The sequence below is a fragment of the Persicobacter diffluens genome (assembly GCF_036244895.1).
Classification (GTDB): domain Bacteria; phylum Bacteroidota; class Bacteroidia; order Cytophagales; family Cyclobacteriaceae; genus Persicobacter; species Persicobacter diffluens.
The window spans coordinates 161,546-184,811 of the sequence record NZ_BQKE01000001.1; the positions used below are offsets into that span (position 1 = coordinate 161,546).

Below are 23,266 nucleotides of genomic sequence, written 5' to 3' on the forward strand. Positions count from 1 at the left end.
GTTTTTGTAAACGCCTGAGCGTGCCGATCAGGGCAGTATGGTGGCTTTCGGCATGGGCAAAAATGTGGAAGCTGCCTATTCCTGCTCTTCAATAAAATCTACCAGGTCCTGGAATTTATTAAGTACAATCACATTTTCTGGTTCAATAATTCCCTGTCCAACTACCTGAGGCCCACTGATTAAAATGGTGGTTTTGGGGAAAGCGGCAGACATATTGTCCACGAATTTTTGCACTTCCAAATAGCTGCCTGGCACAGAGGTGATGATGGTGAGCAGGAAATCTGGCTGATGGATCTCAAAAATGGAGGTTAATTCTTCAAAAGGGAGGCTCTGTCCGAGGTAGAAGGTTTTATTTTTACGGTTTCGGAGCAGATAATTCGCGAATAGCAGCCCGATATCATGTAATTCTCCATCAGGCAAGAAGAGCATATATTTATGCTTAAACTCGGAATTACTTACATACTGACTGTCGATGGCGACCATCAGTTTTTGACGTACCAGATTACTGATAAAGTGCTCCTGAGCCGGATTAATTCCACCGGTTTGCCATAACAGACCTACCCGGGCCATAAAAGGATAGATAATGTTCACCATGGTATTTTCGAAGCCATATTTAAGGATATTGCTTCCCATGATTTTCTCAAAGCGCTCTTCGTCTAACTCCACCATGGCCAGTGTCAGGGCGTAGATCTGTTCCGGATAAGTGGTTTTTGAATCGGTGATGCGAATGACGTGGTCTCGCATTTCCGATTCCTCCATTTTGGCAATATTCGAAATTCTCAGGCCGTTTTCTTTCAGCAGCGATACATTCAGTATTAACTTCAGATCCCGATCGGTATAATAGCGGATATTGGTGTCTGTTCTTTGGGGTTTAAGGAAATTATATCGCTGTTCCCAAATACGTAATGTATGAGCTTTAATACCGGAAAGAAGTTCTAAATCTTTAATTGAATAGTTAGACATATCGCAGATGGTTAGGGGCTTACAAATATAATCCAATAACGGCTTGTACGCCGTTTAGCGCAGTAAAGCCCATAAAAAAATGAAAAAAAGCCCTTGAATGATAAAAAAAATGGATGAAACGGGATTCTTACTTTTTTTAACCAATATATAATAAAGGTTAGACAATAGGAAGGCGATAATAAACCAGCCCAAATAGTTCTGAAAGGGGATGGTTTCATTTTCCCAATTCCAGAAATCCAGGGCCATGGCCACCGGTTCAATAAATATATCCAGTGTGACCATGGTGCCAGCAGCCAGGGCCGCTTTGAAGAGCTGGTGAATTTTTAATTGTTGAAAAAGGTAAGAACTCCCATACACCAGACTGAACCAGTTCAGTCCAATGGTTAAGGGGGTGTGGAATATTTTGAGGCCGAGGGTTTGTCCGTATTGGTACTGGCCGAATATTAATCCGGTGTTGACGCCAATCATTTCCATAAGAAGTCCGACGGTAAAAGCGGAAAAGGCGAACAAATAAAAGCCCCGTGTTTTGTTGTGGTGAAATTGAAACAGGACAAAATTGGAAAACAGCAGATTGAGTGGGGTTAATAACTGAAAGTAAGGACGGCTGTATTCAAAAGTCAATCCAATGACGCCGGCTAAATGCATAGTGGCCAGCAGTACTAACAGCGGCCTGGCCGCACTTTTGTAATTCGAAAAATGGAGGTGTTTGATAAGGTTCATGAGTCGTCTTCCATTTCAATGGCTTCGTCAATCAGGCAAAAAATGATGGAGGATTCAAAGCCCTTTTGGGCGGCATGCTGAACCGTTTTCATTTTACGTTTGTAGGGATCTGTTTCTTTTTCCAGTTGATGGTATTTTCGATAAAGGATTTTCAACAAAACCTCATCATAATCTTCTGGCTTGATTTCATTTTCCAAAGCCGACTGTATCAGCGCATCATTCACCTGCTTGAGTTTTAAAGCTTGGCGGATCTTCTGTTTTCCCCATTTTTGATAATAAAATTTTCCCCTGACATAAGACCGGCAAAAGCGCTCCTCATCTAAGTATTTCTCCGCTATTAACTGCTCAATGGCGGCCTCCAGCATTTCATCTTCCAGTCCCCATTTCTGCAGTTTCTCACTTACCTCAGCCGTACAACGGTCCTGATAAGCACAGTAATTGGCGGCTTTTAAATAAATACTCTTATAGTCAGGGCGGTTAGCGTGCATGGGATTTTCGTCAAATTATTGGAAAAGAATGCTTTAGATATTATTTAGCCATTTTTTGTTTTAAACTTTAGAGGAAAATAGTGAAAAAATGTCCTTTTGGCTATCCGAAAATTTATTTGAGCGGTTAATATTATAAAAACACAGACGTTTACTAGTCACGTGCTTGGGATGAGTCCAGTGTATCCATCGTAGATGCACACCCAAATCTGATGATTATTGAATGAATAAAATGAAAACGCACGGACCGTCTGTTAAAACCCCGTCTTTAGTTGGATGGGGTTTTTTTATGCATAAAAAAAGCGGCCTGGCCGCTTTTCATAATTTTTTATGATCATCAGGAAGCTTGCTTAAGCACCCATTTGTTTTTGCCTTTTTTGTCAAACTTGCGATCGAAAATGGCACTTTCCATGAAGCTGAATTCTCGCTCGCCTTTAAAAGCCTTAAAAGGCAAATGAATCAATTGTGCTTTGGATACCCACAATTCGTAAGCATCTTCACTCTTGATAATTTCCTGAACCTGCTCCCACTTCATCGGCATTCCCTGTCTTTCATTCATCTTGATCAGGATCTGCTGACTGGTGATTTCATAGAAGAGCTTTTCAAAAAGTAATTGCCCCTGCTCCATCTGAGTAAGGCCTGCAAACTGGATCATCCAAAATAAAACGTAGAGGATCAGGGCCACAACAGCACCACCAATCCACCAACCCAGGTAACCTGGGGTTAGAAATCCTCCGCAGCAAATGGCCAGAAAAATAAGCGCCACCCACCATTGTTTTTTCAGGGTGTGCAACATCGCCATTTTGATGTACTCGTTTTTGTCCAGTTGAATTTTTTTGGTCTTTATGATCATAATTGTAAATGATAATAAGTCAATTGACTTAGAATGCTTTCAAGCTAATGTCTAAACTTTTAAAGGAATGTGTTAGTGCACCCACGGAAATGAAATCCACTCCGGTTTCGGCCATTTCACGAATATTCTCTTCCGTTATACCACCGGATGCTTCCGTCTGGCATTTGCCGTCAATCAGGGCAATGGCTTCCCGCATCATGTCGGGCTGCATATTGTCCAGCATGATCACGTCAATGCCTTCCACTTCCAGGCATTCCTTCACCTCTTCCAAATTTCGGGTTTCCACTTCTACGCGAAGGTCCAGCCCTTTTTCTTTCAGGTATTTTTGGGTTGCGGTAACGGATTGTCTGATCCCTCCGGCATAATCATTATGATTGTCCTTCAGCATGATCATATCGTACAAACCGAAACGGTGATTTTTTCCCCCACCAATATGAACCGCCCATTTTTCCATGATTCGCACATTTGGCGTGGTTTTACGGGTGTCCAGTAGTCGGGTGTTGGTCCCTTCAATAAGCTGGCTAATGCGATGCGTGCGCGTGGCAATGCCACTCATGCGCTGTGCAAAATTCAAAACAATGCGCTCTGCAGTAAGAATACCCCGAACAGGCCCTTCCACAATCAACGCTATATCGCCAAATTTCACATGATCACCATCATGCTTCTTAAGGCTCACTTTTAATCGAGGTTCTACGATATTGAACACCCGCTTGGCAACTTCCAGTCCGGCAATAATGCCATCATCTTTGATGATCATCTGCGCCCTTGATTGCGCATCTTCCGGAATAGCTGCTAGCGTTGAATGGTCACCATCTCCAATATCCTCCTTTATCGCAGTGCGAATGCACTGTTCCAAAGTTTCTTCAGTCAAATATGCTAACATGGTGCAAAAGTATAAATTAAGGCCACAAATGACAAGCGTCCATAAAGAGTTAAAAAATTATGACGATAGTCGGGAGATATATCCCTGGCTCACAGGGAGCTTTACCTAATATAAGGTGTTCCTTAATTTATTCCTTACTGAAATCAATGGTGTCTACATAATAGTTGCCGTCATAGGGCTTGACGAACATATAGACCCGATAAGTAGCGGTTTGCGTCTCATATTTTCCAATACTGTACTTCAGGCCCTCACGAGAAGTGCCTTGATGAACATATTGAAAATCCACGGGGGGATTCTTCTTAAAGAAGTCTTTTAACACGAACTCGGCCTGTGTCCGGCTATAATTAGCTTTTTCGCCATCAAAAGTAAGCTCGGCGTTCTGGTGAACATGCCGGCTGAGTTCTTTGGCGTTTCCGGTTTTAAGGGCGGTGCGTACTTTTTGCAAAACATCATTTTGCGCATGCCCCTGAAAGCCAATGCACAGGAGTATCGGTAATAGGAAAATGGGATAAAATTTTCTCATATGCTGGTTGAATGGAAAATTCAATATTTAGCAAAGAAGTTACAATATAATAATTCTATTGTTAATCCTGATCCTTGGGCTTTAAATTTACCTTTAATTGATTATTATAATGATTTAGATCATCTTGCGCCCCAATGCATTCTGTTATTTTTGTATCACATTTTGCTGGTGAAATCCCTTGGGAAAATCGTCAGCAAACTGCCAACAGTTGAAAAAATCTAATTTCACAATAAAGAATTGTCATGAATAAGAAAGTTATCCTTATGATCCTTGACGGATGGGGAATTGCTCCAAATCCAGAGGTATCAGCGATCGACAAAGCACAAACTCCATTTGTAGATTCTCTTTATGGTAAGTACTCCCACTCCAAACTGGAAGCATCCGGTTTGTTGGTAGGTCTTCCTGAGGGCCAAATGGGTAACTCTGAGGTTGGTCACATGAACCTTGGGGCAGGCCGTATTGTGTATCAGGATTTGGTAAAGATTAACAAATCTATCGAAGAGCACACATTGGATAACAATGAGGTGTTGGTAGAAGCGTTGAACTATGCCAAGGAGAACAACAAGAAAGTTCACTACATTGGTTTGGTTTCGGATGGAGGGGTTCACTCTCACATCAACCACCTGAAAGGCTTGTTGTCGATCACGGCAGAAAAAGGCTTGAAAGAAAATGTTTTCGTTCATGCTTTTACGGATGGTCGTGACTGCGATCCTAAGTCAGGAAAAGGTCATTTGGAGAACTTGACTGCTCATATGGCGGAGACTACCGGTCAGTTGGCTTCAGTAGTAGGTCGTTACTTTGCCATGGACCGTGATAACCGTTGGGAGCGCGTGAAATTGGCTTATGATGTAATGGTAAATGCGGTTGGTGAAAAAACTACCGACGTACCTGCGGCGATTCAGGCTTCTTACGATGCGGATGTAACGGATGAGTTCATCAAGCCAATCGTAAATACAGATGCTGCGGGTAACCCAATCGCGAAAATTGAAGAGGATGATGTAGTGATCTGCTTCAATTACCGTACGGACCGTGGTCGTGAGATTTCTAAGGCATTGACGCAGGAAGCTTTCCCCGAGCAGGACATGACGCCTTTGAAACTGAAGTATGTGACGTTGACGAATTACGATGCTACTTTCAAGAACGTATCTGTAATTTTCGATAAAGATAACCTGACCAACACGATTGGTGAGGTAATCGAGAAGGCGGGTCGTAAGCAAATCCGTATTGCCGAGACGGAGAAATACCCACACGTAACCTTCTTCTTCTCTGGTGGTCGTGAGGCTGAATTTGAAGGGGAGAAGCGTTTGCTTTGCCCATCTCCAAAGGTGGCCACTTACGATTTGAAGCCGGAAATGTCTGCGGAAGATATCCGTGATGCCATTATCCCTGAGATTCAGAACGAATGGCCTGATTTCGTTTGTTTGAACTTCGCGAACACGGATATGGTAGGTCATACCGGTGTATTTGAAGCAGCAGTGAAAGCAGCCGAAACAGTAGATAAGTGTGCTGAAGCTGTAGTAAACGAAGCATTAGCGCATGATTATTCTATTGTATTGTTAGCGGATCACGGTAACTCTGACTTCATGGTGAATAATGATGGTACGCCTAACACTGCTCACACCACAAACCCGGTTCCTTGTGTTATTATCGATAAGGAATTCAACGGTCCTGTGAAAGATGGTAAGTTGGGTGATGTAGCACCAACCATTTTGAAATTGATGGGCATTGAGCAGCCTGCAGACATGACGGGTGATTGCTTGATCTAAGAATTATCCTAAAATAAAATAAAGAAAAAATTAAAAAGCCTGATCATTAGATTGATTAGGCTTTTTTTATGAAATTTGTGTTTTTTAGTTAAAAAATACCCATTATGAATCTTTTGCTTTCTAAGGAGAAATCATTGGCTGAACGCTATTTGATTTTTTTCGGGATCGTTGTTATCATTAGTATCCTGCCTGCTATAAAAATTCTGAGCCTCAAAAAAGATATTAGTGACAGAAGAATAGTTGAAGAACAAGGTTATACTCCCCTCCGCTTTGCGATTGCAGATATGGAAAGTGCTGTAAGTGATTTACTGGTATTATCGCTTATTCAAGAAGCGGAAGGCCATACAATAGAAGACAAAGCAGTTCAGGCTTTTTCAGATTATAATGGTTCTTTAGCAGCAGCGCAGATTGCCCTTGAATACATTCAGAACCAAGAATTAAATAAGAAGTTGGCGCTCTTGTTAAAACAAAATGAGGGATTCATGAAAAGCTATAAAGCTAATAATATGAATTCAGAGGTAATTCTAGAAGGCCAATTAATGAAAAAGCAGTTGATGCATTTGGAAAAAGAAATTGATGATCACCTTTCTGCTCATATTAATGTAACCAATAAGGATATTAGTTGGCTGACCCGTTCTTATATTTTTTTCCTTTTGTTTTTGTTTTTACAGATTATCGGTTTTTTGGTGTACACCATTAAATTGGTGAAGAAACCAATACAAAAGTTAAGCACTCTGCTAGATTCTATGGCAACGGGTCAATTACCTGAAAAATATTTGGTGACTCACCTGAAGGACTTCAAAAAACTAAGCCAGTCCTTATCCAAAGTGGGTGACAACCTGAAGGCAGCTTCTAATTTTGCCAATCAGGTAGGAGAAGGTAATCTGGAGGAAGATTATGCAGCACAGGGGGAGGATGATCTTTTGGGAAATTCCCTGATTCATATGCGCCAGCAATTGAAGTCGGTGGCGGTGGAAGAGAAACAACGCCTTTGGAAGATTGAGGGCCTGGCGGCTTTAACGAATATAATTCGGAATGACTTTGATAATCTGGCTCATTTAGGAGATCAGTTGCTTCCGCAATTAGTAAGTTATTTGGGTGCTGTTCAAGGCACTTTTTATGTATATCAGGAAGTTGGAGGGGCGGGCTATTTAGACCAAACGGCCACTTATGCTTTCAGTAGGAAAAAGTATGAGCAGGGACAGATCAAAATCGGTGAGGGGCTTGTAGGGCAGGTGTTTTTGGAACAGAAAACGGTTTATATGACTGAGATTCCGGAAGATTTTATTCGAATTACCTCCGGTTTGGGAGATGCCCGTCCGCGCGCTTTGTTGGTATTACCCCTGAAGAATAATGATCAGGTAGAAGGAATTCTGGAGCTGGCTTCTTTTCACTCCTTTGATCAGCATCAATTAGATTTCTTAGAGGAGGCGGCCCAGTCTATTGCCATGACCATCTATAATGCGCGAACCAATGAGCAAACCTCCAAATTATTGAGAGAAACGCAGGAACAGGCCGAACAGATGAGGGCGCAGGAAGAGGAATTGCGTCAGAATATGGAAGAGATGCAGGCGACCCATGAACAAATGAGCCGTTTGCAACAGGAGCAAAAAACATCGACCAAGCAGATTCAGGATAAACTGGAATTCAATGAAATGATTCTGACTAAATTATCCGGAGGTGACCAATCCTGGGCGGTGAAGAAAGTGAATGGACAGTATGAAATGCTCAGCAAGTTGTTCGCAGAGCACCTTGGTTACCATGAGGTAGAAGAAGTATTGGGCCGACAGGATATGCAGCTGGTGAAGGATAGCCGTCTTTTAGCAGAGTTCCAGAGCAGAGATCAGCAAACACTCCAGTCTGAAACGCCTTGTTTGTTCGAAGAGGACGGCTTTTGGGAAGAAAGGGGTCATTTGGAATGGAAAGGAGAAGTGTGGATCTGGATCAGAAGGAAATCCACTTCAGCCAGTGGTTTGAAAGCATAAGCCGAATGCTGTACCCCCAGATTCCATTATCTTGTTCAGGGTGTTTATTTTCAGTGTGTTGAAAACGTTATTTCTGATTTAAAAATAGTTCAAATTTGGGTGAGCTTGCTTTCTCCTCATTCATCTGTTTCGTTGGAAAAAGCTCGAAATAGGAAAAATTCCTTCATTTTTTCCGCCTTATAGCTAACCGAGGATGTAAGCTTGCTTAATTCGGTTTAATCCATTGATTCCGGTGAGTTGCCGGATTTTTATTTGGATTGATTTTTTTATTTATTGCCCCTTCATTAAAACAAACTCAATGAGACTTTCCTTATCAATCGCTTTTGCCTTAGCGGTATTGCTTTCTTCCTGTAATATGGATCCGAAGAAAGAAGAAAGCCCTGCTTATTTTGATGTGAAAACTGTGGAAAACAGGCTGAAAAATCATTTGGAAAAGGTGCAGCCTGCGGTTGAACAGTATGTGGCCATTGGTCAAAAAGTAGAAAAGGTGAAAATAGAGGGGCCATCAGTGAATTGGGAAAACCAGTTCAAATTACTGGATGATATTGATTTAAATAAACCTGTTTTGGAGGGGCTTTATAAGGTGGATTCATTGGGTCAAAGCCTTCGTTATGAGCTGCTCAATGAAGATACTAAAGCCAGTGTGATTTCCCTGGAGGTCCAGGATCGGGATGGCATGAACAGTTTAGTGGCCTATCTTAGAGGGGAAACGCTGGTGCACAAAGCCAACCGAAAAATCAGCCTGAAATGGAAGGACGACCAGTTAATTTCCTATGAAGTCCATGGGCTGACGAAAGTCGTCATGCAGGATACGGTAACTTATACGGTAGAAATTAAACCTCTTTGGTAAATGGAATTAAGAGATTTAGGGAAAACGGGCATAAAAGTCAGTCGCTTGGGGATTGGTACCGCGGCTTTGGGGCGTCCGGCCTATATTAATTTAGGTCATGCAGAAGATTTGCAGCGGAATTATAATCAGGCAGAAATGGAAGCCCGTACCCATCAGGTGCTGGAGGCGGCTTATGCTGCCGGAATCCGCTACTTTGATACTGCCAGAAGTTACGGCCTTGGGGAACAATTCATGGGGAATTGGCTAAAGACGTTCAATCCGAAGGAAATTAGCGTGGGCTCCAAATGGGGCTATTATTATGTGGCGGATTGGGAAATTGAGGCGGAGGTACATGAGGTGAAGGATCATTCCCTTGGTCGATTTCAGCAACAATGGCTGGAAAGTGAGCAGCATTTGGGAAGCCATATAGATTTATATCAGGTACACTCTGCTACTTTGGACAGTGGCATCCTGACCAATTCAGCCGTGCATCAGGCGCTTCAGGAATTAAAGGAGCAAAAGGGTATTCGGATTGGTCTTTCTCTGAGTGGTGCTCAGCAGGCTGAAGTTTTGGAGGAAGCCATGAATATTTCCATAGACGGGCAAAGGTTGTTTGATGCCGTGCAGGCCACTTATAATGTATTGGAAACCTCTGCAGAGCGCATGCTTCAGACGGCTCATGAAGCAGGAATGGGAGTCATCATAAAAGAGGCGGTGGCCAATGGGCGCCTGACTTCCCGAAATCAGGAGGAGCCTTTTGTCAGTGATCTTAAGCAAATGGCTTGGAAACATCAGGTGGGAATGGACGCCATTGCCCTGGCCTTTGTTTTGCATCAGGACTGGGCCGATGTGGTGTTGAGTGGCGCGAGTACGGTGGCGCATCTTGAATCTAATGTATGGGCGAATTCGGTTCGGCTGGATCAGGAGGATATGGATTTACTGCGCGCCATGGCGATGGTTTCGGAGGATTATTGGGGTAAGCGAAAAAGTTTATCCTGGAACTAGCTTACCCTCGGGCAAAGGTAAATCTCTTTCTTTTTTATCTTCTTGGTTAGTTTGAGGAAGGGAAGTTTCCTGAAATAAGATGAAATTCTTCCTTTTAGAGCGCCTTTAAAAGTAGCCCAATTGGGGGTGATTTCAGATTATTAAAAGCGGTCATGGGGTTGTGGATCATTTTCAGATGATAGTCACGCATTTTCTCCCAATTATTGATTGTGGCTGCTGCTTTTTCCATTTTAGAGCGCAAATATTGGGTTTAACCCGAATTATTCACCGCTAGATTCAGGGGCTTGCTTTAATTCTCTAATTATCAGAGTGTTATATCCCTTCGGGTTGATTTTTAATAGCCCAAATTTGGGCAAGCTTGCTTTCTCCTCATTCATCTGCTTCGTTGGAAAAAACTCGAAATAGAAAACTATTCCTTCATTTTTCCCGCCTTGCAGCTAAACGAGTATTGAAGCATGAATAATCCGGGTTAAACAGGCGCTTAAAAATCAGTTGGATATCATATAAAATATTATCTTCAGGGATGTTTCAAAACTAAAACCTGACAGATGCCTGAATTGACACAAAACCCTAAGCCCAAAAATATAGATTGGAAGCCTTTACGCTTGCTGGCCGACCCTTTAGCTGATGAGGCCATAGCCCCCATAGTGGAAGGAGGTTATGCTCAGATTGCCAAAGTCAATGCCCTCTTTGATCAACTCAAATCGAATAAGCATTTTCCTGAAGATCAGATTCCTGATTATTTAAAAACCTACTTTGCCCATACCTCTTCCCTACCCGATTTCGCTGATGCTCAATTAATCGCCAAAGGGGAGCGCTTTTTCCAGCAGCACGGAACGCTGATTTCCATGCTATTGTTGTTGAAATCCCTTCCGGCCACTTATGCCTGTGGTCTGGGGGCGGAAGTGTTGCACCGCACCGGGCAGTTTGAAATGCAGCAAAAGAATCTGCAGCCTTTTGTCAGGAGGTTAATGGAGACCTCTCAGTTTGTACTGGACATCATGACCGATGGTGGTCTAGGGAAAAAGGGTAAGGGAATTCGATCCATACAAAAAGTACGATTAATGCATGCGGTGGTCCGTGCGAGAATACTGAAAGATCCTGCAGGATGGGAGGTAGATCATTTTGGAATGCCCATTAATCAGGAGGATATGCTGGGCACGCTTTTGTCTTTTTCCGTTTTTCCTCTAATGGGTTTGGAACAATTGGGCATTGCGCTAAAAGATGAGGAAGTGGAGGCCTATCTGCATGTATGGAAAGTAGTGGGGCATTTGATGGGCGTGCAAGCCGAATTGATCCCACATACTTATCAGGAGGGAAAACGCACCGGGATGTCTATTTTGCAGGATCAGCGATTAGCCTCCAAAGCAGGTGAAGTCCTGACCAAATCCCTGATTGAGTTTTTTGAATATGTGATTCCAGGAAATATTCTCGATGATGTGCCCGCAATTTTAATTGAGTTTTTTATAGGAAAGGAACTATCTAAGGCCATCAACCTGCAGGTGGAACCTCATCACCTGGAAAAAAAAGTAAGCCTGCTTTTTCGCCACTTTGTGGGGGCGTATGATGAGCTCCTGGACAGGCCAGCGAAGATGAGAAGACTGGTGGAAATTTTTAATAATAGCTTTTTACAGGCTGCAATGCATTATTATAATGGCTCCTCGGAAATTGCTTTTTACCTCTCTCCTTCGCTGAAGCATCGGTATGTTGCTCCGCATCCTGGAGGTTGGTATGAAAGAAGATCCCTTCGTTTTTGGGATAAATGGAAACTGACTATTTCAGGCCGAAAGCCCAAATGGCAGTTAGATTAACGGTTTTTTATGGAGCCTCTTAACAAATAGGCAATGGGTGTGATAAAAGGAAGGAGGATCATGAAAACCATCCAAATGGTTCTCTTTTCTTTATTAAATAAATAGATATAGGCCATAGAAATTATCCAGGTAATGAACAGCCCGATCTGAGACCCAAGAAAAAAATAGGAGCTTAATTGGTATTCGAAAAGAGAAAGCGCAAGAATAACGAGCATCAACATGCAGCTGATAACCGTTAATGCTTTTAGCGGGAAGGCATTATAAGCTTCTGAAACGAATTTTTTCATATTGATTTTCCTCCAATACAAAGGTACGTTTCAGGCAAATCTGTATGATTAATTAAGAATTAGTTTTTCAGTACAATTAATTGAGGAGAAAGTCAATAATTTTAATGATAATAAGATATCTAAAAATGATTTTTAACTTATTCTCCCCCAATTGGTAGTTGTCTTTTTAAGGGAATTAATATGGCTAAGGATGGGTTGGTTCTTGGGATGGGCTAATTCAGGATCCCTTTCCAGTATTCTTTTTGCAGCATCTCTTGCCGCCTGTAGAAGGGCGCCATCTGTTGCTAAATCCGCTATTAACAGGTCTAATACCCCACTTTGCTGCGTGCCGCTGATATCTCCCGGGCCTCTGAGTTTAAGGTCAACATCTGCAATTTCAAATCCATTATTGGTGCGCACCATAGTTTCCATTCTGACTTTTCCCTCTTTGCTTAGTTTTTCCTTACTCATTAAAATACAATAAGATTGCTCAGCACCCCGGCCTACCCTTCCTCTGAGCTGGTGCAACTGCGCCAACCCAAATCGTTCTGCATTTTCAATGATCATTACCGAAGCGTTAGGCACATTCACCCCTACCTCAATTACAGTGGTGGCGACCATGATTTGGGTTTCATTTTTGATAAACCGCTGCATTTCAAATTCTTTGTCTTCCGGTTTCATGCGGCCGTGGACAATACTGATGTGGTTTTCGGGAAATGCCCTGCAAATGCTTTCATAACCGTCCTGTAGATCTTTGATGTCTAATGTTTCCGATTCTTCTATCAGCGGATATACAATATAAACCTGTCTTCCCTTTTCAATTTCCTTTTTAATGAACCCATTGACCCGAAGGCGCCCGCTGTCATTCATATGAAAAGTCTGTATGGGTTTCCTTCCGGCGGGAAGTTCATCAATAACCGAAACATCCAGGTCACCATATAGTGTCATCGCAAGTGTACGCGGAATGGGCGTGGCGGTCATCACCAGAATATGAGGGTAAATTCCTGCGTTTTTATTCCATAATTTAGCTCTTTGGGCTACTCCAAAACGGTGTTGCTCGTCCACAATAGCCAGTCCTAATAATTTGAATTGAACGGTATCTTCCAAAAGGGCATGCGTACCTACGATTATTTTGAGTTCGCCGGACCGAAGGTTTTCATCAATGATCCTTCTTTTGGCTGTACGGGTGGAGCCGGTGAGTAATTCAATGGTCACCCCCATCATATCAGCAAAGGGTTTCAGTCCCTCATAGTGTTGAGTGGCAAGAATTTCCGTAGGGGCCATTAAGGCCGACTGGGTTCCGCTGGCAACGGCGATCAACATGGAGATAAAGGCAACAATGGTTTTCCCGGAGCCCACATCTCCCTGCACCAGCCGGTTCATTTGTTCGCCCGAAGCCATGTCGGCATGTATTTCCTTGATCACTCTTTTCTGAGCGCCGGTTAAATCAAAGGGCAGGTGTTGCTGATAGAAAGTATTCAGCAAATTGGTTCTTTTCAGCACCATTCCTTTGAATTTGTCTGTGCGGGCAATTTTTAGTTTGAGCAACTGTAATTGTAGAAAGAAAAGTTCCTCCGTTTTTAATCGGAACTTTGCCTTCTGAAGGGCCTCTATGGAGGGAGGGAAATGAATATGCCAGAGCGCTGTTTTTTTGTCAATCAGCTTGAAATGCTCCATCAGATAGTCCGGCAGACTTTCATTGACGTGTTCCAGAGACTGGTTGACAGCAGTTTTCATTAATTTGGAAAGTGCCTTGCTGTCCAGGAAGCGTCTTTTCATCACCTCTGTAGTGTGATAAATAGGTTGAAGTCCTCCCCCGGAGGGCTGGTGTGTTTCGGTCACCAGCTCAATTTCCGGATGGGCAATGCTGAACTTGGCCCCATATAATTGAGGTTTCCCAAAAACCAGTAACTCTTGCCCAACAGTTAGTTGTTTTTCAATCCACTTGGCTCCTTTGAACCACACCAGCTCAATGCTTCCGTGCTCATCGGAGAATGTGGCCACCAATCGTTGCTTTTGTTTTTCGCCAATAGTTTCAATCTTTCTGATCCAGCCTCTGACCTGAATGTAGGGCATGTCGGACTGAATTTGATCCAGCTGATGGTACTGAGAGCGATCCTCATGCCGGAAGGGGTAATGCTGGATGAGATCTCCAACTGTGTGAATATTCAGTTCTTTCTTAAGAATTTCCGCCTTTTTTGGGCCAACCCCTTTAAGAAATTCAATTTTTGTATTGAAAAAATTCTCAACCATTCCCTTCCCAGCTATAAAAAAGTCTTTATTTCCACTCCAGTGTGTTCATCATATGGAAGATATCATCCGTTACATACTGGATCACCGGGGCGAGGCTATCATTGGCCGTAGCTGTTCTGAAATATAATGCCCCGCGGAGAAAGTGCTTACTGCTGTCAGTAGTAAAAAACTGAAACTGCGTTGGGACTTCTCCCTCAATGGCCGCCACACTAACTAAATGACCATTCGCACTGGTGAAGGTACCTTCGTCAATGGCCGTGGCCTTTATTTGTTGTTTATGAGTAAGGCGATAGCTTTCATTAACGAATTCTTCCAGCTTTTCCTGAGAGTCGATCGCCTTATAGGTCAGTTGTATATCGGCCACAAATTCCGGGTAAAACACATGAATCCAATGCTCTTCTGCTATCCAGGAGGTGTCAGGTTTAATCACCGCATATTTAGACATTTCAAAATCATAGGGCATGCTGTCCGGTGCGGAAATATATGCATGTTCGGGCAGCGGGATACGGTAGAGAGCCGTTGGTTTTGGGTAATAGCTTTGATCATTGCAGGCTTGAGCGCCTATCAGCAGGCAAATGCTAAAAAAATAATATCTTAATTTCATGATTTTGGGCTTGGCTTTTCGACTTAGTTTTTGTCGGATTTCGTCATTTGGGTGCGTTTTACTCTTACACGCTTAATCCGCTTTTTGTCCACGGAATTGATGGTAAAGTTAAGGTTATTAACCGCTATTTCCTGTCCTACATTAGGCAGTTTGTGGTTAATTTCAAGCAGCAGTCCGCCTAAAGACTCGCTTTCCCCTTTAAGTGGTTCGAAGTCATTGATATCGATGTCGAGCACTTTGGCAAAATCATTCAGGGAAGTTTTTCCTTCGAAGATAAAAGTATTGGAGTCAATTTCCTTAAAGGCAATTTCTTCATCATCATACTCATCTTTGATCTCCCCAACAATTTCTTCAATGATATCTTCCAGAGTAATGAGCCCGGAGGTTCCGCCATATTCATCAACGATGATGGCCATGTGCACTCGTTTTTCCTGAAATTCTTTCAATAAACCATCAATTTTTTTGAGCTCAGGAACAAAATAGGCCGGCCTTAAGAGTTCCTGCCATTTAAAGTGTTCATCTTTCTCAATGTGGGGCAGCAGGTCTTTTACATATAAAATACCTTCTATCTTATCGATGGTATCATTAAATACCGGAATTCGGGAATAGTTATTTTTGTTGATACTGTCCATGAGTTCATGGAAGTCCATTTCCAACTCAAAAGCGGTGATGTCCATTCGGCTTCTCATCACCTGTTTCACGGTCAGGGAGCTGAAATTGACAATTCCTCTCAGAATGTCCTTTTCTTCCTTAGAGGTACTTTTTTCTGTCAGTTCCAGGATGTGATAAATTTCATCTGCCGAAATCTGATAGCCTTTTCGCTGAATACGACTTTCAATAATATTGGACCAGCTCATTAAAAGCCAGGAAAGCGGCGTGAAAAGAAATTCAGAAGCTTTTAAAATTCGGCCGGAGAATTTGGCGAATTTCAGATTATTCTGACGGGCAAAAACCTTTGGGATAATTTCTCCAAAAAAGACGATGACCAGTGAAAGGCCGGTAGTGGTGAGCGCAATTACCCCGGCGTCAGACTCATCACTTCCTACCGCATGCCAAACCATTACTGTGGTAATGAGTACCATGGATACGTTGATGAAGTTGTTGAGGATCAGGATATTGGCGAGCAGTCTTTTGGGTTTGCTGATCAGTTCGTAAACCAATCGGTCTCCGCTGTCTCCGGATTTAGATTTTTTGATGGTTTCCGTATCCAAAGAAAAGAAAGCGACCTCAGATCCTGAGGCAATAAAAGACATGACCAAAAGCGCAATGATCAATAAGCCGTTGAAGCTGTAGTAGAGAAATTCTCCTGTAAAAAAGCTACCTATTGCCAGGTACAACGGGTAGGGGTCATCAATCGCGGAAGTTTCCAAATTAGTGTAAAGGATGTTTTTCGATAAAATACAAAAAAATTGGGAAATTCAATCTAATCCAAGCAATTTGGCTTTAAGATTATCGGTTATTCTCCGGAATCACGGCCGGCGTAATTTAATTTTTCTCAAAATCATTCAAGCAGAATCCAATAGCTTGGGTTTTGTTGCCTCCTAAATTGCCGGTGTTTATTGTCTATTAAATGATAACCGGATCATGATTTTTCCCGATTTTTGACTTTAGTTAAGCGGTCATTCTAGCTTAACCCGATTAACAGGGCTTTTTCATAAAAAGCTAGATCAGCCATTCAATACCTTTTATAGTATAATTAATCGTTTCTTTTTCATTTTTTCTTGATAAAAAACGAAACAAAAAAATCAAGGCTGTGATCAATTTCGGCGGGACAAGGAACCTGCTGACGGAATCCATCAAGGCGACATTTGCAGACGACGCCAGACTGGTAAAGTATTGCAGAAATGTCGCTGTGATGCCTTCTGGTCGCCAGCAGAACCTTTGTCTATCCGCCCATTGATCAAGGCCGGAGGGTTGATGTGGAAGATTTTATACCATAATGTCAATACTGTAAAAGGTAGTAAGTTAACCCATAAACAAGCGCTCAAATCAAATAGACTCCCATCGGGAACTAGATCATTCCTATAATTTGCCCATTTGTGGTTTTATGTAAAAGCCGTGACCCGAAATATTTATCGCTAGATTTAGTGAACTAAGATAAAAAATTTATGATCAGTCCATTGTGTTGGTATTGCTGATTTTTTTACTGCCCCAATTGTGGAGAGCTTGCTTTCGCCTCCTTCATTTGCTTGCTTGGAAAAAACGAAATAGGAAAAATTCCTTTATTTTCCTGCCTTGCAGCTAAAGGAGGATTTTAGCAGGGAAATTTCGGCTTGTTGGCGGGGCTCAGTTTTTGGTAAAAAAAATCGCCCCGAAGGGCGATTGTATTTTTTAAAAAGGAAGATCATCATCCACGGCGGTATTGGGTGCTGCAGGAGCTTGTAATGGATCATTGACCATGGTGTTGGTCTGAGGTTGCATCACTTCCGGTTGTGGCTTTTGGCTCGCTGGAGCTGCAGCAGGCGCCGGAGCTCCCTCAGGTCTTGCCTTAGGCATCAATTTCATTTCACGTGCCACAATATCTGTGGTGTATTTAGTAACGCCGGTTTGGTCCTGATAAGAGCGCGTTTCAATCTTTCCTTCTATATACACCAAATCTCCCTTTTTGAGATATTTCTCTGCAATATCAGCTAAGCCTCTCCAAAGCACGATGCGGTGCCACTCCGTAGATTCCCGGCGCTCTCCTGTATTTCGGTCTTTGTAAACCTCAGTGGTTGCCACATTTATATTTGCGACCATCACTCCATTTTCCAGATGACGAACTTCAGGGTCAGCGCCCAGCCTTCCGAGTATTGTTGCTTTATTGATCATATGAAATGTTATTTATATATAATTTTTCTTTTGTCTAATATAACGGTCTACTTTCAAAAGTGCTTTGTTCAATTTTGATTTAGCCCTTTTCTCTAATGTAGGGTAAAAACCCTGAAAGGTGAAATAATCGACTATATTTTGTCGATTACCCCTTGTTATTCTACACCTTCTAGTTGGTGTTCTTTCAGGTACTGGTCAATGAGAATGGGTTTCGGAATCCCCATGGTTTCTTCTAATGGAAAGCTATGGGATTGAAAAGCTTCTTTGACCTGCTGGAAAGCAGCCTGATTTTTAGTGGAAATCTCAAAAAAACGCACAAACAGCTGTTGATGTGTCAAAACATGCTTGTATTGTTGACTTATTTGTCCCAACAGAAATTTTCCCCCATTAAAATTAGGCGTATTTTCTAATAAATCATCAAAATCAACTATGGCTTCCTTGCCTTCTATCAGTGGGAAATCATATAAACCCGCCCAAATTCCTTTAGTGTCGCGTTTTTTCATGAGCACTTCTCCCTCATGTTTAATAATAAGGTAGTGCAAATATCTTTTTTTTACTTTGACTTTTTTTGTTTTCACCGGAAGCTCTTCCTGCTTATTGTGCTCAAAAGCAAAGCAGCCTGCCTGTAGCGGACAATACATGCAATTGGGCTTTTTGGGAGTGCAAACCATCGCCCCCATTTCCATGGTGGCCTGATTAAATAAGTCAGGACGATCGCTGGGAATCAGGCTTTGAGCCTTTTCGAAAAATACTTTTTGCCCCTTTGGCGAGGCGATGTCATCCGAAATGCCGAAAAAGCGACTCAATAGCCGGTAAACATTTCCATCTACACAGGCTACTTTTTCGCCAAAAGCGAAAGAGGCAATGGCGGCAGCAGTATAAGGCCCAATTCCCGGAAGTTTTTTTAAATCTTCAAATTTTTTGGGAAAATGCCCCCCATGTTCTGCCATGACCGTTTTTGCGCATTTGTGGAGGTTTCGCGCTCTGGAATAATAGCCTAAGCCCTGCCAAAGCCGTAAAATTGATTCTTCATTTGCTTCGGCAAGTGATTGTATATTAGGGTGTTCTGTTGTAAATTGCTCGTAATAAGGTCGTCCCTGTTCTACACGCGTTTGCTGTAAGATAATTTCCGATAGCCATATGCGATAGGGGTCATGGGTTTCTCGCCAGGGGAGTTGGCGGTGATTCTTTTCATACCAGCTAACGATTTTATTTACAAAGTCTTGCATCGAGATTTTATTTTTTTAAATGGATCGGTCAAGTCGCGAAAACAGGGATAATTTTTACGCAATTTGTTTTTTAATTAAATACCGACCGTTATTTTTGTGAGCCCAAAAATAATTGGTTGATAGAATTTTACGAATTAATTTTTAAAACTTAAATAATAGCAAAGTGACTAAGGCAGACGTAATTTCTCAGATCGCTGAGCAAACCGGGATTGATAAGGCTGACGTTCAAGAGACTGTTGAAGCATTCTTCCAAGTAGTGAAGAACTCAATGGCTAATGGCGAAAACATTTACGTTCGTGGTTTTGGAAGTTTCGTAAACAAGAAAAGAGCTCGTAAAGTAGCACGTAACATTTCTCAGAACACGGCTATCGTAATCGATGAGCATTATGTTCCAGCGTTCAAACCTTCTAAGGTTTTCGTTGAGAAGGTAAAAGCTAGCGTAAAAGATAGCGAATAATTTGTTCTGAAAGATTTAGGCGTTTTTACCCAACGATATGAGCCGATCCCGTTTAACCTTAATTGCCTCTACCATTATCCTGACGTTTGCTATTTATAGCTTGCCCAGGGTGTTGAAAAAATCCGGTGAACCTGTTTCTTCTAAAGAAGAACAGCCAACCGAAAATGTAGCGAATGCTGATCGCCATGAAGGGCATGATCATAGTGATCATGAAGGACATGACCATTCGCATGATCACGCTCACAATATGGAAGGGGCAGAAGAGCTACACGCTGTGATAGTTTCTTTGAAAGAAAAATGGGAGAATTCGGAAATGTTAGAAAAAAAACATATATTTGCGGATTCATTGGCGGGCGTGTATAAGCGCCTAAATCAATTTGACAGTGCTGCATTTTTTGCAGAATTGTCATTACCTGATGAACCTTCAGCTTTAAAGTTGAAATCGGTTGGGGAATATTGTTACGAGGCTTTTCAGTTTGCGCCAAGCAGAGCTGCTGCTGCGGACTGGGGAGAAAAAACTCGTAATTATTTGGCAGCGTATTTGAAAGAGAATCCTGGAGATTTGACTTCAAAAACGCATTTGGCGATGACTTACGTATCAACAGATCAGCCGATGACGGCGATCATGGAGCTGCGTGAGGTATTGGCACAGGACCCTGATCAAGCCGACGCTTTATTTGCAATGGGCATGCTTTCGGTGCAATCCGGGCAGTATGACAAGGCCAGTGAGCGTTTTAAGCATTTAACTGAGGTTGATCCTCAGCATTTGCAGGCTCATTTCTATTTAGGATTGAGCTATTTTGAATTAGGAAAAAAGTCCAAGGCCAAGTCAGCGTTTGAATGGGTGGTTGCCAACAGTAACGATCCGGTGGTTCAAGCTACGGCGGGTGATTATTTGGAACAGCTTCAATAAAATTATTTTATAACTAAACACTCTTATAATTATGCCTTGCGGTAAAAAAAGAAAGAGACATAAGATTTCTACTCACAAGAGAAAAAAGCGTCTAAGAAAAAATAGACACAAGAAGAAGTAGTCTTATAACGATGTTTTCGTAGGCTGGACGGTGAAATACTGTTCAGCCTTCGTTTGTTTTGCTGCTACGGACATCTTTCACTTAAATTAATTAAGATTTTGAGTAACGAATTAATCATTAATGGAACTCAAAATGGATGTCGGTTAGCCCTTTTGAAAGACAAGCGCTTGCTGGAATTCCATACGGAGGACAGTGGGAATCAATTCAATGTTGGCGACATCTATTTAGGTACGGTTAAGAAAATCGCACCAGGCATGAATGCCGCATTTGTGGACATAGGTTATGAGAAAGATGCATTCTTGCACTATCTAGATCTTGGTCCGCAGGTTCGTTCTTTGAACAAATACACCAAACAAGCCCAAAATAAGAGAAATAACAACTTCCGCCTTAATGGCTTCAAAAGTGAAGAAGATATTAACAAATTGGGCAAGATCAACCAGGTACTGGCCAAAGGTCAGCAAATACTGGTACAGGTGGTGAAGGAGCCGATTTCTACCAAAGGTCCCCGATTGTCTTGCGAACTCTCTATAGCAGGTCGTTATATCGTTCTGGTCCCTTTTTCAAATGCAGTCCATGTTTCGAAGAAGGTCACCAGTAAAGAAGAACGTAAGCGACTGATTCGGTTGTTGAATTCCATCCGTCCGGAAAACTTCGGTATCATTGTACGTACCGTGGCCGAAGGAAAGGATGTTGCAGAGCTGGATCGAGACCTGCGCAACTTGCTTGACAAGTGGGAAAAAGGCATTAAAGCGCTAAAAACTGCCAAGCCACGAGACAAAGTGATTGGTGAAATGGGAAGAGCCTCATCCATATTGAGAGATATGCTCAATGAATCCTTTGATCAGATTGTTTCTGATGACGAGGAGGTATTTGAAGAGGTACAAAATTACATCAGGTCCATCGCCCCTGATAAAGAGAAAATTGTCAAACATTATACGGGTAAAGCCAAGATATTTGAGAATTTCGGCGTGGAAAAGCAGCTTAAGTCGCTCTTCGGTCAGTCCGTCAGCCTAAGAAATGGCGGTTACCTGATCATTGAACACACTGAGGCCATGCACGTCATTGACGTCAACAGCGGAAATAAATCCAATGCTGAGGCCGACCAGGAGACTACCGCATTGAAGGTGAACCTGGAAGCTGCGAACGAAGTCGCACGGCAATTGCGACTGCGTGATATGGGTGGTATTGTCATCATTGACTTCATCGATATGCGTTTGCCCGAGAATAAACGGGTATTGTATGAGCGCATGAAAGAGGAGATGAAAGATGATCGCTCGAAATTTACCATATTGCCTTTGACGAAATTCGGCCTGATGCAAATTACACGTCAGCGTGTGCGTCCGGAGTTGAATATTCAGACAAAAGAGGTTTGCCCGACTTGCAACGGCAGCGGTACAATTACCGCATCAATCGTAGTAGCAGACCAAATTGAGGAAAACATCGATTATATCCTTACAAAACAAAATGAAAAACATTTGACCGTTGCACTACATCCATACCTCCATGCCTATTTCACCGCAGGCTTTTTATCGCGGCGAATGAATTGGTTTTTAAAATACTGGAGATGGGTGAACCTTGAAAAAGATTCATCTCTTGGCTTAACCGAGTTTGTGTTAAGAACCAAAGATGGCGAAGAAATTGAAATTAAGTAGTGAGAAGCTCCTCGGAAGAGGAGCTTTTTTTATGGCTCCCAAATCAACCTTAAAAAAGTAGACAACCGCTGTCTTTCCCTGCTCACCGGAATTCCGGTCACGATACCAATCATCAAATCATCGGTGATGCCCAGTCTCATTTGGGGGCGAATGGTCATGTCAAAGTCCCCATGATCTACCTCCTTGTTTAATTCCACACCTAGGAAGTTCCGGGTGCCGGGAATCATATAGTGGAAGTTGGTATTGATTTGCCATTCGGTATGGATTTCATTTTCATGAAAAGGCTGTTCAATCACTGGCCCGGTGTAAATGAGGGTGTGAAAATTTTGCCCCCACCTTTTGGCTGCTACGAAAAAGGGGTTGTAAACATTAGCGGTAAAGAAGGATTCTTTTCCGTAGTTCTCAAAGGGCGTCATTTCAAATTCATGGATATAGCCTATGGCCAGGGAGGTTTTGGCTTTTTCGGAGACAAAGAAGGAATACTGGGCAGCCAGTTTCAGACTCTCCATCCTGTTGGCGGGCACTGCTTCCATGCCATTAGGATTGCCGGAATAGAAAGAAAAAGGAACTTCAATTTCGAGTCCAAGGCGGTTGATAGGCGCCCATTCGTATTCCACCAGCGCCTCTATCCGATCGTAGTCTGTATTATCATTCAAACCGAAGCCTACGTTCCACTCCTTCTCCCCTTTTCGGGCTCCCAAATCACGAATCAAGTCAATGTATAGCGGTTCAGCATGGAGGACTTTTGCGGGTGTTTTGTCTTCCGTTTCTTCAATATAAAGGCTGTCCAGAAGGTACCGATCCTCCCGAAGTTCTGTTTTTTGTGCATTCGAAATGAAAGGAATTAGCAAAAGTGCAAAAGCAGCAAGAGCAGTAAATTTGGTTTTCATGGAGTAGGTAATGTATTTCAATTAATTCAAATGATTCAGAGCCAAAAAAAATGCCTTATCGCCATGAGTATTGAGCAGCGGTAGCATTGGTCTTTACTTTGGCTTAGCAGTACCGGGCAAGGCTTTTTTATCCCTTTTTATTGCAGTCGTGATACATCCAGCAATAGTAGGCTAATCCTGTTTTTTTGCCTGAATTCTGAAAGGTGTAGCAGTTATCCGGCTGCATTTTCTGAAGGCGAATATGTAG

Annotated in this window: 22 protein-coding genes; 9 read left to right on the forward strand and 13 right to left on the reverse strand. The window is 42.4% G+C overall.

Going from position 1 to position 23,266, the window contains the following annotated elements:
- Positions 1-75: 75 nt before the first annotated feature.
- The 6 genes from AAA970_RS00640 to AAA970_RS00665 form a co-directional block, all read right to left on the reverse strand.
- Positions 76-963, reverse strand: a complete 888-nt coding sequence (locus tag AAA970_RS00640; protein ID WP_053406276.1) for a MerR family transcriptional regulator — start codon at positions 961-963, stop codon at positions 76-78.
- Between the two features lie 54 nt (positions 964-1,017).
- A complete protein-coding gene (locus AAA970_RS00645; RefSeq protein ID WP_053406275.1) occupies positions 1,018-1,683 on the reverse strand; it encodes a carotenoid biosynthesis protein in 666 nt (221 codons plus the stop codon).
- Positions 1,680-2,171 carry a regulatory protein RecX gene (locus AAA970_RS00650; RefSeq protein ID WP_338235594.1) on the reverse strand — a complete coding sequence of 164 codons (492 nt, stop codon included), beginning with the start codon at positions 2,169-2,171 and terminating at the stop codon, positions 1,680-1,682. Before AAA970_RS00650 ends, AAA970_RS00645 begins: the two co-directional genes overlap by 4 nt.
- A 334-nt stretch (positions 2,172-2,505) precedes the next feature.
- Positions 2,506-3,021 carry a hypothetical protein gene (locus AAA970_RS00655; RefSeq protein ID WP_060685122.1) on the reverse strand — a complete coding sequence of 172 codons (516 nt, stop codon included), beginning with the start codon at positions 3,019-3,021 and terminating at the stop codon, positions 2,506-2,508.
- Positions 3,022-3,049: 28 nt separating this feature from the next.
- The gene (gene nadC, locus AAA970_RS00660; protein ID WP_338235595.1) at positions 3,050-3,904 is read right to left on the reverse strand and encodes a carboxylating nicotinate-nucleotide diphosphorylase; all 855 of its coding nucleotides are present in this window, start codon (positions 3,902-3,904) and stop codon (positions 3,050-3,052) included.
- Between the two features lie 127 nt (positions 3,905-4,031).
- Positions 4,032-4,427 carry a DUF4783 domain-containing protein gene (locus AAA970_RS00665; RefSeq protein WP_053406271.1) on the reverse strand — a complete coding sequence of 132 codons (396 nt, stop codon included), beginning with the start codon at positions 4,425-4,427 and terminating at the stop codon, positions 4,032-4,034.
- Here AAA970_RS00665 and AAA970_RS00670 point away from each other — a divergent pair, their 5' ends adjacent.
- The 6 genes from AAA970_RS00670 to AAA970_RS00695 all read left to right on the forward strand — a co-directional run bounded on the left by AAA970_RS00670 (position 4,428) and on the right by AAA970_RS00695 (position 11,823).
- Positions 4,428-4,649, forward strand: a complete 222-nt coding sequence (locus AAA970_RS00670) for a hypothetical protein (protein ID WP_338235596.1) — start codon at positions 4,428-4,430, stop codon at positions 4,647-4,649.
- A gap of 20 nt (positions 4,650-4,669) precedes the next feature.
- On the forward strand, positions 4,670-6,193 hold the full coding sequence (gene gpmI, locus AAA970_RS00675; RefSeq protein ID WP_338235597.1) for a 2,3-bisphosphoglycerate-independent phosphoglycerate mutase: 1,524 nt from the start codon (positions 4,670-4,672) through the stop codon (positions 6,191-6,193).
- 104 nt (positions 6,194-6,297) lie between these two features.
- Positions 6,298-8,178, forward strand: coding sequence for a GAF domain-containing protein (locus tag AAA970_RS00680; protein WP_338235598.1), 1,881 nt, complete (start codon positions 6,298-6,300; stop codon positions 8,176-8,178).
- 298 nt (positions 8,179-8,476) lie between these two features.
- The gene (locus AAA970_RS00685; RefSeq protein ID WP_338235599.1) at positions 8,477-9,028 is read left to right on the forward strand and encodes a hypothetical protein; all 552 of its coding nucleotides are present in this window, start codon (positions 8,477-8,479) and stop codon (positions 9,026-9,028) included.
- The gene (locus AAA970_RS00690; RefSeq protein WP_338235600.1) at positions 9,029-10,012 is read left to right on the forward strand and encodes an aldo/keto reductase; all 984 of its coding nucleotides are present in this window, start codon (positions 9,029-9,031) and stop codon (positions 10,010-10,012) included.
- 548 nt (positions 10,013-10,560) lie between these two features.
- Positions 10,561-11,823 carry an oxygenase MpaB family protein gene (locus AAA970_RS00695; RefSeq protein ID WP_338235601.1) on the forward strand — a complete coding sequence of 421 codons (1,263 nt, stop codon included), beginning with the start codon at positions 10,561-10,563 and terminating at the stop codon, positions 11,821-11,823.
- On the opposite strand, the gene AAA970_RS00700 is transcribed toward AAA970_RS00695, so the two are convergent.
- From AAA970_RS00700 to mutY, 6 genes are all read right to left on the reverse strand, one after another.
- Positions 11,820-12,110, reverse strand: a complete 291-nt coding sequence (locus AAA970_RS00700) for a PLDc N-terminal domain-containing protein (protein ID WP_338235602.1) — start codon at positions 12,108-12,110, stop codon at positions 11,820-11,822. The genes AAA970_RS00695 and AAA970_RS00700 overlap by 4 nt on opposite strands.
- Before the next feature lie 132 nt (positions 12,111-12,242).
- Positions 12,243-14,342, reverse strand: a complete 2,100-nt coding sequence (recG, locus tag AAA970_RS00705) for an ATP-dependent DNA helicase RecG (RefSeq protein ID WP_338235603.1) — start codon at positions 14,340-14,342, stop codon at positions 12,243-12,245.
- A gap of 25 nt (positions 14,343-14,367) precedes the next feature.
- Positions 14,368-14,946, reverse strand: coding sequence for a gliding motility lipoprotein GldD (gene gldD / locus AAA970_RS00710; RefSeq protein ID WP_053406263.1), 579 nt, complete (start codon positions 14,944-14,946; stop codon positions 14,368-14,370).
- A 23-nt stretch (positions 14,947-14,969) separates the two neighbouring features.
- The gene (gldE, locus tag AAA970_RS00715; RefSeq protein WP_338235604.1) at positions 14,970-16,316 is read right to left on the reverse strand and encodes a gliding motility-associated protein GldE; all 1,347 of its coding nucleotides are present in this window, start codon (positions 16,314-16,316) and stop codon (positions 14,970-14,972) included.
- A gap of 961 nt (positions 16,317-17,277) precedes the next feature.
- A complete protein-coding gene (locus tag AAA970_RS00720) occupies positions 17,278-17,757 on the reverse strand; it encodes a single-stranded DNA-binding protein (RefSeq protein WP_338235605.1) in 480 nt (159 codons plus the stop codon).
- 155 nt (positions 17,758-17,912) lie between these two features.
- Positions 17,913-18,986 carry an A/G-specific adenine glycosylase gene (gene mutY / locus AAA970_RS00725; RefSeq protein ID WP_338235606.1) on the reverse strand — a complete coding sequence of 358 codons (1,074 nt, stop codon included), beginning with the start codon at positions 18,984-18,986 and terminating at the stop codon, positions 17,913-17,915.
- Positions 18,987-19,149: 163 nt separating this feature from the next.
- Between mutY and AAA970_RS00730 the strand changes: the two genes are divergently transcribed.
- The 3 genes from AAA970_RS00730 (at position 19,150) to AAA970_RS00740 (ending at position 22,129) form a co-directional block, all read left to right on the forward strand.
- A complete protein-coding gene (locus AAA970_RS00730) occupies positions 19,150-19,443 on the forward strand; it encodes an HU family DNA-binding protein (protein ID WP_053406260.1) in 294 nt (97 codons plus the stop codon).
- 37 nt (positions 19,444-19,480) lie between these two features.
- Positions 19,481-20,356, forward strand: coding sequence for a tetratricopeptide repeat protein (locus tag AAA970_RS00735; protein WP_338235607.1), 876 nt, complete (start codon positions 19,481-19,483; stop codon positions 20,354-20,356).
- A 219-nt stretch (positions 20,357-20,575) separates the two neighbouring features.
- Positions 20,576-22,129: an Rne/Rng family ribonuclease gene (locus AAA970_RS00740; protein ID WP_053406258.1), complete on the forward strand. Its 1,554-nt coding sequence runs from the start codon at positions 20,576-20,578 to the stop codon at positions 22,127-22,129.
- A gap of 29 nt (positions 22,130-22,158) precedes the next feature.
- Here AAA970_RS00740 and AAA970_RS00745 read toward each other — a convergent pair whose 3' ends face one another.
- Complete coding sequence (locus AAA970_RS00745; protein WP_338235608.1) at positions 22,159-23,019, reverse strand: HAEPLYID family protein; 861 nt, start codon at positions 23,017-23,019, stop codon at positions 22,159-22,161.
- Between the last annotated feature and the right edge of the window lie 247 nt (positions 23,020-23,266).

Bases quoted from the DNA above. Each gene is read 5' to 3' on its own strand.
- AAA970_RS00700 (WP_338235602.1), bottom strand. From the start codon at position 12,110: ATGAAAAAATTCGTTTCAGAAGCTTATAATGCCTTCCCGCTAAAAGCA.
- AAA970_RS00735 (WP_338235607.1), top strand. From the start codon at position 19,481: ATGAGCCGATCCCGTTTAACCTTAATTGCCTCTACCATTATCCTGACG.
- AAA970_RS00670 (WP_338235596.1), top strand. From the start codon at position 4,428: ATGCTGGTTGAATGGAAAATTCAATATTTAGCAAAGAAGTTACAATAT.
- gpmI (WP_338235597.1), top strand. From the start codon at position 4,670: ATGAATAAGAAAGTTATCCTTATGATCCTTGACGGATGGGGAATTGCT.
- AAA970_RS00680 (WP_338235598.1), top strand. From the start codon at position 6,298: ATGAATCTTTTGCTTTCTAAGGAGAAATCATTGGCTGAACGCTATTTG.
- AAA970_RS00745 (WP_338235608.1), bottom strand. From the start codon at position 23,019: ATGAAAACCAAATTTACTGCTCTTGCTGCTTTTGCACTTTTGCTAATT.
- AAA970_RS00650 (WP_338235594.1), bottom strand. From the start codon at position 2,171: ATGCACGCTAACCGCCCTGACTATAAGAGTATTTATTTAAAAGCCGCC.
- AAA970_RS00695 (WP_338235601.1), top strand. From the start codon at position 10,561: ATGCCTGAATTGACACAAAACCCTAAGCCCAAAAATATAGATTGGAAG.
- AAA970_RS00640 (WP_053406276.1), bottom strand. From the start codon at position 963: ATGTCTAACTATTCAATTAAAGATTTAGAACTTCTTTCCGGTATTAAA.
- gldD (WP_053406263.1), bottom strand. From the start codon at position 14,946: ATGAAATTAAGATATTATTTTTTTAGCATTTGCCTGCTGATAGGCGCT.
- nadC (WP_338235595.1), bottom strand. From the start codon at position 3,904: ATGTTAGCATATTTGACTGAAGAAACTTTGGAACAGTGCATTCGCACT.
- AAA970_RS00720 (WP_338235605.1), bottom strand. From the start codon at position 17,757: ATGATCAATAAAGCAACAATACTCGGAAGGCTGGGCGCTGACCCTGAA.
- recG (WP_338235603.1), bottom strand. From the start codon at position 14,342: ATGGTTGAGAATTTTTTCAATACAAAAATTGAATTTCTTAAAGGGGTT.
- AAA970_RS00655 (WP_060685122.1), bottom strand. From the start codon at position 3,021: ATGATCATAAAGACCAAAAAAATTCAACTGGACAAAAACGAGTACATC.
- mutY (WP_338235606.1), bottom strand. From the start codon at position 18,986: ATGCAAGACTTTGTAAATAAAATCGTTAGCTGGTATGAAAAGAATCAC.
- AAA970_RS00665 (WP_053406271.1), bottom strand. From the start codon at position 4,427: ATGAGAAAATTTTATCCCATTTTCCTATTACCGATACTCCTGTGCATT.
- AAA970_RS00690 (WP_338235600.1), top strand. From the start codon at position 9,029: ATGGAATTAAGAGATTTAGGGAAAACGGGCATAAAAGTCAGTCGCTTG.
- AAA970_RS00685 (WP_338235599.1), top strand. From the start codon at position 8,477: ATGAGACTTTCCTTATCAATCGCTTTTGCCTTAGCGGTATTGCTTTCT.
- AAA970_RS00645 (WP_053406275.1), bottom strand. From the start codon at position 1,683: ATGAACCTTATCAAACACCTCCATTTTTCGAATTACAAAAGTGCGGCC.